This window comes from Crinalium epipsammum PCC 9333 (assembly GCF_000317495.1).
GTDB classification, from domain to species: domain Bacteria; phylum Cyanobacteriota; class Cyanobacteriia; order Cyanobacteriales; family PCC-9333; genus Crinalium; species Crinalium epipsammum.
In genome coordinates, this window is the sequence record NC_019753.1 from 1,513,715 (window position 1) to 1,526,272 (window position 12,558).

Consider the following 12,558-nt stretch of genomic DNA (forward strand, 5'->3'; position numbering starts at 1 on the left):
AGCATTTGTACTTTGTAAAGTAGTGTATCATCTTGTCAATGATCTTGAGACATTATGTAAATTCCGTGTTGATTGCGGAATATCGCACCAAGAGCAAGTAGCGGCTCGATAGCTTCTGGTTAAACCAATCTATACAAATATTACTGCCTGTAGGCTTAAGCTAGATCGTCGAGATAGCTTTTCCTACCTGCCATTGAAAAAACCACAATCTACTTAAACCGTTATATATCATGGTGACAGCTACAAGATTGTGCCGATTTCTTTGAGATAGACCCGCGTAAACGGTTCAGTTGAACCTAGCCTGTAATTTTCGAGCAAACCTTGGCGGCGAATCGAAATGTTTTCTTCTTGTTTAACAACCACAGTCGAATTCTCAAAAATATCCCGCGTCAGCATCATCTCTGTTTCTGTGGGATGGTCGAGAACTACCATATTGCTACCTTTGTAAAACATCCCTTCGCTTTCTAAGACATCTTCCCGATACTCGGTTATGAGCAAATCTAGCCTGGGATTACGCAGCAAGTTCTGGACGTTGGTATTGTAATCTTTGTGAATAAATTTTTCTGAACGATTAATAAAGACGGCATCACGACAAACAGCACCGATAGTCCAATCAGGATGTTGCCACAGTATATGGTCTATAGTTTCTTGGAGTTCTTGGACGGAAATTTTGTTAAATGTAATGATGGGTATCCGGGCATCTTGTACTGATTTAAAGAAAGTGTTCAGGATGTAAGCGGGTACATCAACGCTTTCTCCCACAGCAGGGTTAAGGTGCATGAATATCCCTGGGGCGGAATTAATTTCTAGGATGCCAAAGTCGCCGTCTTTCCAAGATTTGTTAATATTACGGGCAATTACGTCGATGCCTAGACAAGTAAGTTGGAAGTGCTGGGCAATATCTTGCGCCAAGATGATGTTGTCAGGGTGAACAATGCTTGTAGCATCTACGCTTAAACCTCCGGCTGAGAGGTTGGCGACTTTGCGTAGATAAATAGTCTGACCAGATTCAATTACGCTATCTAAGGATAATTTTTGTTCCTTTAGATATATTTCCATTGCTTCATCGCACTTGATTTTGCCAAGTGGGGATGTGGGTGTATCTTTACGGGCGCGTGTTTGATTTTCACTCTCAATTAATTCGGCAATAGTAGATTTACCGTTACCCACAACTGAAGCGGGGCGACGTTCAGTTGCAGCCACAAATCTGCCGTTAACACACAATAAGCGAAAATCTACACCAGAGATACTTTTTTCAATAATTACTTCTTTTGTTTCGTTTTCTGGAATACTTGCGATCGCACTGTCAAAAGCAAAACTTAGTTCTTCTGCATTAACATCAGCCGTTACTCCAATGCCTTTATGACCAGCTACAGGTTTGACGGCGACTGGATAACCAATTTTTCTAGCTATGCCTTTGGCTTCCTCTAAAGTGAAGGCAATATCACCTTTAGGTACTGGAAATCCTAGTGTATTTAAGAAAGTTTTGCAGTCGTCTTTTCGAGTAGTAAAGTCTGAATCCAGATGGCTATCGCAGTTAAATGTAGTAGCTACGCCGCGAATTTGTTTTTTGCCATAGCCATATTGCATTAGCCCTTCATCCCACAAATAAAATGTGGGAATATTTTTGTTATATGCTGTGCGTAATAAGGCATAAACTGTTGGACCACCATATACTGATTGAGTAAAGCTATCTTGAAGTTCTTTAAGTTGAGCTTCAAAGGGGAAATCTTGCTGTTGAGTAATTGCTTCAAACCAATCCCAAACACAGTAAATTACTAAGCGCGTGGTGCGTGCATGGAGGGTTTGAATGGCAATTCTAGCAAACTCTGGATATGTTTTGAGACTCCAACGGTTGAGATGCAAACCTATATCTAGTTTGCCAACTTCTGATACTGTCTGGGCAAATAGATGAGCGTAAGATTCATAAGTTTGGTCGCGTAGGTGGGGGTAGCGATCGCTTACAATTTCTACATAATCATTAAGAGGGCGAGATGGCAAATGCCCAGTTAAAGCACAATCAAATACTAATGCAGCAGTATCTAAATATGGATTAGACCCTATGTAATGCCTGATGTTGAAAATATCGAAAGCGTCGGTATTCCTAGCATTAATCCGTAATGCGTCGGTGATAGTGTCTTGGCTGATCATTAGGTATCCCGCTTTTACTCAAAGCATTAAATATACTACCGTTTGGTTGATTTGAGCGTATATCTATTCTGGTTAGTTTTACCTCTGTCGAAGGGTTAAATTTGAATTATGCAAAATATACATTGAAAATTGCATTTAATGTCATGTATGGCTTTTTTGTCACTCTGAAAAAAGTAACTTTACCTAACTTTCCTTATTTTCTGGAGTTTAAAAAACTTTCTCATCACGTAAGTTTTCAAGCTGACATGATCCCAGCAATAAAATCACATTAAATCTCGTAGTGCCAAAAAGGTTGTTGATTCGGCATAACAATGAAGCGATGAGGCAAGCGTTGAATAATTCCTCGTTGCTCAAACTCATTTAATAGCCGTGTAACAGTAACGCGCGTAGCACGAATGACTGAAGCAATATCTTGATGGGTTAATTGTAGATCAATTAATTGTCCTTGTTCACTTGCTTTACCAAATTTTTTTGCTAACCAAATCAAAAGTTGCATTAATGATGTATCTACTGATCTGCAATGTAGAATCTCAATAAATTCTTGATGTTGCTGAACGTGCTGAAAAATTGCTTCGCTAACTTCGTAGCCTCTGCTAAGGGGTATGAGGGCTGCCTCTACAGGAGTTAGACATTCAATTTGATAAGGGTCGGCTTTTGATAACACTTTACCTGCAATATCTCCGACTCCCCATAACCCAAAAGTGATGAGCGTGCCGTCAGGGTTATAAGTTAAGGTGCGAACTACTCCAGATTCAATGCGCCAAAGGTAATTTGGCTCTATAGGTAGTAAAGAGCGACGCTCAAATTTACGTGGTTTGAGATGACTAGGCGTAGCAGATAACAATGGAGAGGCGGTCATTAATTCAACTCCCAAAAGATGGGTTTAAAAAATTGTAACGTAAAATACTTTAATCCGATAGAGTAAGTGTAGTTTAGAATACAAGTAATTTAATGACCAAACCTAAATCGCTCAGGTTAATGTCTTATCTGGCTCCGAATATGTTTTGGTTTTATAAGGCTGTTGGGGCATATCTTGAGCGCGTCTTTGATCTAGAAACGCAAATTGTCCAAAGTTTTGCCGATCCACTATCAGATCCAGTTTTATTGAATGAGCAATTAGTGGTTATGAAATTGTTAGTCCAGAACATAGCTAGTTAAGTTAGGAATGTTTCTAGGGTTTAACTTGCCTTAAGTAGCAATCCTAAATTGTTATAGCTCAAGGTTAATTCACGGGAACGTTGGGGAATAAAACGGCGAGATGTGACACGCTTATTGAGCAAATGCAGTGCTGTATGGTTGTGTTCATATGGTGCGATCGCCTCTGACGAATTCGTTGTGATTGGAAGTCCAAAGCTGTCTTTTAACATTTGTTGAATTTAAAGTAGATAGCAAATTACGGTAACTTGGTAGGAATAGTGTACATTAATTATGGAGGATTTCACATCTGAGCAAAAAAAGCAAGTTATTTCAGCATTCAGCCAACCGGAATATATCTACAGAGGACGTGAGAACCTCTGTCTACGGAACGATATGGGTGTATAGCCAGATCAAGTAAAAATAAAATGCTCTCTAAAAATGAAGATAGTATTTTATGAAACTAAACTTTTTGATGAAACAAGTTTCAACTCTAGGACGCTTTCTAGCAACAACTCTTTTTTGTGTGTCAGCTATAGCCTTCGTTTGGCAGGGTGGATTTTTATCTAACACCGCAGCAATGGCTTCACCTACTGCAAACTTGATCGCTTCAGCAGACGCAGGTTCTCAGGTTAAAGGTAAAGCTAGTGAAGATGCTTCCCGAGCCAAGAATTTCATCCAAGATACAAAAGATAAAGTTAAGGATGCTGCAAGCAGCAATGCGTCTAAAGTAGATGATGCAACGGATAGTGGTAGTTTGATTGAGCGCAAAGCTAAGGACGATGCAGCAACAATTCACAAAAGAGCAGAAGAAGATGCTGCTCGGACTGAAAAAGCTGTAGACAACAGCAAGAATGCTGTTGAAAACCTTGTTGATGGCATTAAGAATGCTTTTAACTAAACGATAAATACTAGATCAGAAAGGTCAATAGACATTTCTTTTCATAAAAATGTAGAGACGTTGTATATAACGTCTCTATATTTTTAAGTAACCCACCTTTAATTTTGGGAAATGTATAATAGATATCTAATTAATTATTGGCTCCTCGATAAATTCGCTTTAGCTGCTCAGGAGAAAGCGGTGTCGCTGGCAGCCGCTCACTTACACTTTGGCTGAAGTCTGATGAAGATTCAACTTCGAGTTGCTGAATGTTCGTAGAATTAATTGCTAAACTGCAATTGGGAAACTGCTTTACCAACATCTCATCGCTGTTGGATTCTTTTACTTGGCTTTGAGGCAAGACATAAGCGTGTTTATGCGGATCGTATGCTAAAACTTCGGCGTTTTCCAGGTGATAAATCCAAGCATAAATGCTGAGTTGCCCTTGATACAGTTTTGAGTGAATAACTGGATACGTCCGCAAATTCTCTATTTGAGTGAGGACATTTTCTGCCGTCATAATTTCCAGCAGTTCTTCTCCCTCATACTCACTGTAGTGGTCATTAACCAGCCTTCGGGTTGCTTCTGCATATTTGAGCCAATCAAAAACGAGTGGCATTTCTTTCTGAAGGCTATTTAACTTCATTAGCCCTTTCATAGCACCGCAATGAGAGTGTCCGCAGATAATAATTTGCTTAATATCTAAGGCTTGAATAGCATATTCAATTGTCGCGCCTTCACCACCATTGGTTGCACCGTAAGGTGGAACGATGTTCCCAGCATTGCGAATCACAAACAATTCGCCCAACTGTGCTTGTGTAATCAAGTTGGGATCTACACGGGAATCAGAACAGGTAATAAACAATACTCTCGGCGTTTGACCATGTGCAAGTTGTTCAAACAGTTGTTGATGAGTATTAAAGTAGCTGGCTTTGAATTCACGCAGACCTTTAATTAATTTTTTCATTACAAAGTTCCATAGATATTTGTGGGTTTAATCTGCCTATTCACAGGAAGTGCGTTGAGATGCTTGAATTTATTCTCATGCACCCACTTAAATAATAGGGGAAGCCTGGAACTATTAAACCTGGTAGCGTTAGTCAATAAAATATCGGGTCTATATATGCGCCTATAAGCGTTTCGGGCATTCACCCGAAATTAAAATCTGGTTACATCTGCGCTCAAAACAAACAAATTTGTGATTCTTGCTGATTGGTCTATTGAAAATCAAAACCTTCTTTACTATTGCAATTTCTTAAATCAAGTTTTATGGTAACTGTTCATTGACTTACTAAGTTTTTTGCAGTAACTCTTCTTTTTTTGCTGGTAAAATACCTAGTTTTATGTAAACTGGGGCTACCAAACGCCTTAATTCTGGAAGTTTTTGTGAAAAATAAACTGTTCCTAAAATACAAGCTATCCCAGAAATAACTAAGGTTTTAGTTACTCCAATATAACTAGCTAATGCGCCACCAAATAAATTACCTAAAGGGAGCATACCAAAAAATGCCATTGTGTATATGCTCATAACTCTACTGCGTTTATCATCTTCAACAATTGTTTGTAGTAAAGTGTTGCTAGATGTAAATTGCATTATAAAGCCAAAGCCAACTATCAACATCATTAGCATAGATAAACCCAGGATTCGAGACAAAGAAAATCCGATCAAACCAAATCCCATAATTGCTGGGGAATAAGCAATGAAATTACCTAATCCTATGACGCTTTTACGACTTAGTAAATAAACTGCACCTATTAAAGACCCGACTCCTGCTGATGACATTAAAAAGCCTAGCGTTTGTGGCCCTCCCTGAAGTATTTTATCTGCAAAAATTGGTACTAAAACTGTATATTGCATTCCCATGAAGCTAACCAATGCTAGTAGCATGATAATTGCTTTAATAGGTGTAAAGCTGAATGTATAGGCAAATCCTTCTTTAAAGCTTTTCCAAGGATGACTATGATTAGTTACAATTTTTCTAGGCTTAATCTTCATAGCTAGTAATGCGGCTATCACAGCTATATAACTAAGACCATCAATTAAAAAACAAGCGCCAGAACCAACAGCAGCAATAACTAAACCTGCAATAGCTGGCCCAATTAATCGCGCCCCATTGAACATAGAAGAATTGAGTGCGATCGCACTGGCTAAATCTTCCTTTTTTCCAACTATTTCTGTGATGAAAACCTGACGGGCTGGTGCATCAAATGCCCCTATGGTTCCTTGAAATAAACTTAAAAATATCAGATGCCAAATATTAATAACTCCTGTTAGCGTCAAAAGTGCTAGTGCTAAAGATTGAATCATCGACAATACCTGAGTTGCCAATAATACACGGTGTCGATCCCATCTCTCCACTAACACGCCTGCAATTGGCAGTAAAACTAAGCTGGGAATTTGGCTAGTAAACCCAACAACCCCTAGTAACCAAGGGGAATTACTCAAATTATAAACTAGCCAAATCGTAGCAACTTGTGTCATCCAAGTTCCTATTAGAGAAAGACCTTGCCCTCCAAAAAAGAGGCGATAATTTTTTGACTTCAATGCTGGGATATTTGGAATTATTCTCACTTTGGCTCCCTCTCAAGTTAAACAAATTATTTTAATTTTTAAGCAAAAAATGATCGTGATATTTTCAAGTATCTTTGATGGCTAAAAACCCGAAGTTAATTCCTAATTTTTGTAAGAAGATGTTCATCTAGCAGGCGTAATATTAGGTGGTGGGATCAACGTCAAATTGCCTTTTATGTAAACAATTATTAAAAAAAATTAATACTTAGCCGTCCGCCTCTAGGGATAATTGCTTTTCGTTTAGAGGAAACTTAAGAAAGATTTGCGATCGCGCGTCTCTACCAACTGTGTCAATAATTGGCGTTCCCCAAGCGACTCCTTTGCATAGCTTGTCCCATCTATAAAGCAATTGGCGGTAAAACTTCTTGCGGTTCCTTACCTGCGCCCCTTGAACCAGATACGTGAGGCGATCGCGTTCCCTACGAATCACCCCGCGTTCTTCCATCGAATCCAAAACGCCTGTTAAAGTAGCTCCCACTTGTTGCAGTTTTTCATCCAAACTAGAAGTAGGTAAGCTGACTTATCAATCGACCTTGTAGGTTATCCACACATAAACACAGATGCACACAGATGGAATAATTGATTAAGAGCGAGAAGTATAATTTAATTTTTTATGTAAAAAAGGTATGAGAGATCATAATTGGTTTAAATTAGCTTTAACCTTTAAAGGCTCAGTCATTCCAGCAATTTATAAGCGGGTAATATTTTGTGGATCTTTTGGATTTTTCATTTCAATTTTAGATTATTTGGGCGTACCTGTATCTTTTACAAACTTAGACGGCGTAGTTTCTAGCATTGTCTTAGGTTTATTATTAGTTTTTAGAACTAACACCGCTTACGAGCGTTTTTGGGAAGGGCGAAAAATTTGGGGTACTTTAGTTAATAACATCCGTAATTTAGCTCGATTAATTTGGGTAGCCATCGACGAAAAAAGCCTAGAAGATAGAAAAGCGAAAGAAAATAACATGAAGTTGTTAGTAGCTTTTGCTGTTGCAACTAAGCTACATTTAAGATCAGAAGGAGTAAATAGCGAATTAGAAAGCTTGATGCCTCCTGCTCGTTATTTCAAATTAAAAACTATGAATAATCCTCCTTTAGAAATTGCATTTTGGATAGGAGATTATTTCCAAAGTCAGTATCAACGTAATTGTCTTGGTTTATACCAACTAAATGCTTTAAATGATGTGTTGAATAGTATGGTAGATATGTTAGGTTCTAGTGAGCGAATTTTAAAAACACCTATTCCTTTAGCTTATTCTATTCACCTTAAACAGTTATTGTTAATTTATTGTTTACTGCTACCATTTCAATTTGTTGATTCTTTAAACTGGGCTACAGGAGCAATTGTAGCTTTAATCAGTTTTACTTTGTTTGGAATTGAAGAAATTGGAGAAGAAATTGAAAATCCTTTTGGTCACGATCCTAATGATTTGCCTTTAGATGCTATTTGTGCCACAATGCGACGCAATATTGAAGATTTAATCACACTTAGTCCTAGTGCTAGTTCATTTAAAGATGATAACCAAATAGCTAATATCAATTAGCAATGAACCATTACCAATTATGAATGAGTACTAAAATGGCATTGAGTAGTACCAATATGAGATCAGATAATGCCTTATTTTACTGAAGCTGATGAAATCAGAGATTTAATTAGTGACTACACTCAAATGAAACAGCTTTGGGTTGATACAGAAGTAGCTGATTATAACACTCGTAACCCCAGATTATCATTAATTCAAGTATTACATAGTGCTGAGGATTTAACAGGCGATCGTGTCTCTATTCTAGATGTTTTAGACAAGCAAGAACTTGCTGAAGATTTTATGGCTCTTCCGTACCTAGTGTGCTAAGTTAACTTAAATTTATCCTCAAGGCTTCGCACTTGTAAGGGTTTGATCTCATTCAACCCTGAAATTTAGCCGATGAAACTTGGGATACAGGTGTGATCGCCTCGAAATCGCAGTCTGCTAAAGTGTAGGGCATTATCAAACCAAATAATTTAGCACACTAAGTACGGAAGAACCATGCGATCGCCTATTTTTAATTAACAACAACTAAATTATCCCCACGATCAAACCTCACTCTACTCGTGAATAGTTCCATCCGGCATAATTGCGCCCGTGAGATTTGCCTGATGCCAATCAGTTGCTTCCAAGTACGCTCCCCGCATACTAGCACCAGTTAAGTCTGCGCCGCGCATTGCTGCCACATTTAGGTTTGCCCCCCAAAGGAAAGCACCCCGCAAACTTGCTGCATTCAAATTAGCACCATGCAGGTTTGCCATATTAAGATTTGCGCCAGTCAAATCTGCTGCACTCATATCAGTGCCGCTTAGATCTGCTTTACTTAAATTTGCTTCACAAAAGTCTGCTTTTGTCAAGGCGCAGCCATGCAAATTAGCTGCGTGTAAATTTGAACGAGCTAAAAGGGCAACTCTTAATTGAGCAAACGTGAGGTTTGTTGCTGTCAGGTTTGCACCACTCAAGTTTGCACCACTAAGCTTGGCACCAGTGAGATTAACCCCATCTAAGTCAACTCCATTCAAATCCACCCCATTCAAAAAAGCTTCACTCAGTTGCACACCATTGAGTATGGCTCCACGCAACAAAGCACCACTCAACCTAGCACCACTCAAGTTTGCCCAACTCAGGTTAGCATTTACTAAATTAGCTGAACGCAAGTTAATTCCGCGTAAGTCTGCCCCGCATAAATTAACACCGGACAAGTTAGCTAAACTCAGATTTACCCCTGTGAGGATAGCACCACTGAGTTTTGTGCCTACTAGCAAAGACTTAACCAAATAAGCTCCCTTCAAGTTAGCCTTGGTTAAGTCTGCCTCTGTCAGTCTTGCCTGGTTTAGCTTGGCAAAGCTCAAATCTGCTTGGTATAAAGATGCCCCACTCAAATTCGTTCCTTGAAGATTGGCGCGGCTGAAGTTCGCAGTTGCCAAATATGCCCTCGATAAATTAATGCCTACTAAGTGAGCTTTTTCGAGATTCGCCCCGATTAAGTTTACCTCACTAAATTCTCTTTCTCCGGCGGCATAACGCCTCAGCAATTCATCAGCGTCCATCTAACTACCCCCGCTCGGCTCAAGTAATTTTGTATAATTATATATTTCCCAAATTCATCTCACAAAGTGTGTTGAGTGTTATAAAATTTTCAGATTAAAACTTCAACAATCTTAATGAAAGCTTGAGTTGATTATCCCAACTGTAAAAGTAGTATCACTCAGGATAACAATATTAATAAGCTTATGAGCGTTCAAATTGCTGGTTGAGGTAGTAGGGGGCATCCAAGCAGGGAGACAAATAATTTGACTGCTTTTTCGTAGCTCGATAGAAAATATCCAGCTTAAATGTTTATTGCTCCCCAAGGTTAACCATAAGCGTGTGTTTCTCCTTGAGGCAGAATTGCTCCCCCTAATTCAGCATCGCGCAGATTAACGTGATTCAAATTAGCATCAATCAGAACGGCTTCAGTTAAAGTCGCTCCAATTAAGTTTGACCAGCAGAGGTTCGCCCTGGTCAATTTTGCCCTAGTGAGATCAGCACCCCGTAAAGTTGTCCAAGTCACTTGTGCTGATCTTAAGTTAGCTCCGTTGAAAATAGCTTTAGTGAGATTTGTGCCACTGATTTTGGCACGGCTCAACTCTGCTTGAGCAAAGTTAGCACCAGTTGCGTTGGCTCCATTCAAAATAGCATTAGTAAGGTTTGCGCCCTCCAAATTAGCTCCAGTCAAAATGGCATTAGTAAGGTTTGCGCTATCCAAATTAGCTCCCATGAAAATGGCATGAATGAGGTTTGCTCGACATAAAGCACAATCAATTAGTTTAGCTTGGCTCAAGTCAGCATCCCGCAAAATAGCTTCGTTAAATAAAGCTCGACTGAGGTTAGCTCGACTGAGGTTAGCTAGGCTGAGATTGGCAGCGCGTAAGCTGGCATCAGTTAAATTAGCTTCGCTCAAGTTAGCATTTTGTAAAATTGCAGAAATTAAATTAGCTTCAGTTAAGTCTGCTGTCAGGGTGGCTTTAGTGAGATTGGCTTCTCGTAAGTTAATACCTTTTAATAATGCTCCATTAAAATTGGTACCTCTGAGGTCGGCTGATCTGAAGTTGGCTTCGCTGAGGTCAACTTTTTGGAGGTCAGCACCGATTAAGGAAATTTCTCGAAAATCTCTTTCGCCCGCAGCATATCGCTGAAGTAGTTCATCCGCATTCATCATTAGTTGCCCCTGCGCTGTATTTGATCATTACACTATTAATACTTTGCTTTTGAAGTGGTGTGGAATTTTACTAGGATGATCGTTGATTAACCATACTTCCGTGTAAACAGCAATGCAAAGACTCAGGCATTTTGAGACAATCAAAAACAAGTGTCCGTAGATAGAGGCGGGGTAATCCTGTCCTAATTACCATCAACCGCAATTCATCTCCCGACATAGCTGTACTCAGCTTGGCGGTGAGATGAATTGCGGACAGGATTTGTGCTAGGATAGTTACGTCAAGCAAAGCAACGTAACCATGTTGGTATTTGAGGCAAAACTTGAGGGATTGAAAGAGCAGTACGAGAAGCTTGATGAAGCTATTCGTACTGCTCTTTTCGTGCGTAATTCCTGCCTGAGATACTGGATGGACAATCGGGGCATGGGGCGCTATGAGTTGAGTGCGTATTGTGCTGTCTTGGGCAAAGAATTTGCTTGGGCAGGAAAGCTTAACTCGATGGCTCGTCAAGCCAGTGCAGAAAGGGCATGGTCTGCCATTGCTCGCTTTTTTGACAACTGCAAAAAGAGTAAGCCAGGGAAAAAGGGGTATCCTCAGTTTAAAAAACTTGCTACACATGGTTCTGTAGAATACAAAACTAGCGGGTGGCAACTTTCTGACGACCGCAGATATATAACTTTTTCTGACGGATTTAAGGCGGGAACCTTTAAGCTTTGGGGAACCCGTGACCTGCACTTCTATCAACTCAAGCAGATTAAACGAGTGCGGGTAGTGCGTCGTGCTGATGGGTATTATGCCCAGTTTTGTATCGACCATGAACGAGTGGAAAGGCGAGAACCAACGGGTAAAACTATCGGTGTAGATGTGGGGTTGACCCACTTCTACACCGATAGCAATGGAGAGACAGTTGCAAATCCTAGACATCTTCGCAAGAGTGAGAAGTCTTTGAAGCGATTGCAACGCCGGATGTCTAAGACTAAAAAGGGTTCCAACAATAGAGCCAAGTTGAGAAATAAACTTGCACGTAAACACCTCAAAGTAAGTCGCCAGCGTAAAGATTTTGCTGTAAAGACAGCAAGGTGCGTGGTGAGGTCTAGCGACCTTGTGGCGTATGAGGATTTGCAGGTGCGTAATATGGTCAAGAATCATCGCTTGGCTAAATCAATTAGTGACGCTTCCTGGTCGCTGTTTCGTGAGTGGGTTGAGTATTTCGGCAAGGTGTTTGGCGTGATAACTGTCGCAGTCCCACCCCACTACACCAGCCAAAATTGCTCTAACTGTGGTCAAGTTGTCAAAAAGACCCTTAGCACTAGAACTCATGTTTGTCCTCATTGTGGACACACTCAAGACAGGGATTGGAACGCGGCACGAAACATATTAGAAAAAGCATTGAGTACGACAGGTCATGTCGGAATTAACGCCTCTGGAGAGACTGGTCAATACAGGAAGTGAAGAAATTCCTTCAAGCAAATCAACTCGTGGAAAGAGGAAGCCCAAAGAGCAATCTTTGGAATCCCCCGCTATATTCGGTACTCCGAATGCTTCGGAGGGAGGATGTCAATCAGTATTTGTGAAACGGACAAGGAAAATCCACAG

General features: G+C 40.0%; 11 protein-coding genes and 2 pseudogenes. 5 read left to right on the forward strand and 8 right to left on the reverse strand.

The window, feature by feature from the left end:
* Nucleotides 1–240 precede the first annotated feature (240 nt).
* Both CRI9333_RS06430 and CRI9333_RS06435 read right to left on the reverse strand, forming a co-directional pair.
* Nucleotides 241–2,151 (reverse strand): ATP-binding protein, encoded by a 1,911-nt coding sequence (locus CRI9333_RS06430; RefSeq protein WP_015202354.1) that lies wholly within the window; start codon nt 2,149–2,151, stop codon nt 241–243.
* Between the two features lie 268 nt (nt 2,152–2,419).
* The gene (locus CRI9333_RS06435; RefSeq protein ID WP_015202355.1) at nt 2,420–3,010 is read right to left on the reverse strand and encodes a Crp/Fnr family transcriptional regulator; all 591 of its coding nucleotides are present in this window, start codon (nt 3,008–3,010) and stop codon (nt 2,420–2,422) included.
* Nucleotides 3,011–3,102: 92 nt separating this feature from the next.
* Between CRI9333_RS06435 and CRI9333_RS26620 the strand changes: the two genes are divergently transcribed.
* Nucleotides 3,103–3,309, forward strand: a complete 207-nt coding sequence (locus tag CRI9333_RS26620) for a hypothetical protein (RefSeq protein WP_157462281.1) — start codon at nt 3,103–3,105, stop codon at nt 3,307–3,309.
* A gap of 20 nt (nt 3,310–3,329) precedes the next feature.
* On the opposite strand, the gene CRI9333_RS26625 is transcribed toward CRI9333_RS26620, so the two are convergent.
* Nucleotides 3,330–3,518: a hypothetical protein gene (locus CRI9333_RS26625; protein WP_015202357.1), complete on the reverse strand. Its 189-nt coding sequence runs from the start codon at nt 3,516–3,518 to the stop codon at nt 3,330–3,332.
* Between the two features lie 224 nt (nt 3,519–3,742).
* Between CRI9333_RS26625 and CRI9333_RS06440 the strand changes: the two genes are divergently transcribed.
* Entirely contained in the window at nt 3,743–4,186 is a 444-nt protein-coding gene (locus CRI9333_RS06440) for a hypothetical protein (protein ID WP_015202358.1), read from the forward strand.
* Between the two features lie 130 nt (nt 4,187–4,316).
* On the opposite strand, the gene CRI9333_RS06445 is transcribed toward CRI9333_RS06440, so the two are convergent.
* The 3 genes and pseudogenes from CRI9333_RS06445 to CRI9333_RS28530 form a co-directional block, all read right to left on the reverse strand.
* The gene (locus CRI9333_RS06445) at nt 4,317–5,132 is read right to left on the reverse strand and encodes a carbonic anhydrase (RefSeq protein WP_015202359.1); all 816 of its coding nucleotides are present in this window, start codon (nt 5,130–5,132) and stop codon (nt 4,317–4,319) included.
* A gap of 324 nt (nt 5,133–5,456) precedes the next feature.
* Entirely contained in the window at nt 5,457–6,737 is a 1,281-nt protein-coding gene (locus CRI9333_RS06450; RefSeq protein ID WP_015202360.1) for an MFS transporter, read from the reverse strand.
* Nucleotides 6,738–7,081: 344 nt separating this feature from the next.
* Nucleotides 7,082–7,251, reverse strand: a pseudogene (locus CRI9333_RS28530) (MarR family transcriptional regulator); the annotation flags it as partial.
* A gap of 112 nt (nt 7,252–7,363) precedes the next feature.
* Between CRI9333_RS28530 and CRI9333_RS06460 the strand changes: the two are divergent.
* Together CRI9333_RS06460 and CRI9333_RS06465 are read left to right on the forward strand one after the other, a co-directional pair.
* Nucleotides 7,364–8,281, forward strand: coding sequence for a bestrophin family protein (locus CRI9333_RS06460; RefSeq protein ID WP_015202361.1), 918 nt, complete (start codon nt 7,364–7,366; stop codon nt 8,279–8,281).
* A gap of 69 nt (nt 8,282–8,350) precedes the next feature.
* The gene (locus CRI9333_RS06465; protein WP_015202362.1) at nt 8,351–8,590 is read left to right on the forward strand and encodes a hypothetical protein; all 240 of its coding nucleotides are present in this window, start codon (nt 8,351–8,353) and stop codon (nt 8,588–8,590) included.
* Nucleotides 8,591–8,823: 233 nt separating this feature from the next.
* Here CRI9333_RS06465 and CRI9333_RS06470 read toward each other — a convergent pair whose 3' ends face one another.
* On the reverse strand, nt 8,824–9,813 hold the full coding sequence (locus CRI9333_RS06470; RefSeq protein ID WP_015202363.1) for a pentapeptide repeat-containing protein: 990 nt from the start codon (nt 9,811–9,813) through the stop codon (nt 8,824–8,826).
* A 305-nt stretch (nt 9,814–10,118) separates the two neighbouring features.
* On the reverse strand, nt 10,119–10,961 hold the full coding sequence (locus CRI9333_RS06475) for a pentapeptide repeat-containing protein (RefSeq protein WP_041225965.1): 843 nt from the start codon (nt 10,959–10,961) through the stop codon (nt 10,119–10,121).
* Between the two features lie 301 nt (nt 10,962–11,262).
* On the opposite strand from CRI9333_RS06475, the pseudogene CRI9333_RS06480 reads away from it, so the two are divergent.
* Nucleotides 11,263–12,481 (forward strand): annotated as a pseudogene (locus tag CRI9333_RS06480) (RNA-guided endonuclease InsQ/TnpB family protein); the annotation flags it as partial.
* Nucleotides 12,482–12,558 lie beyond the last annotated feature (77 nt).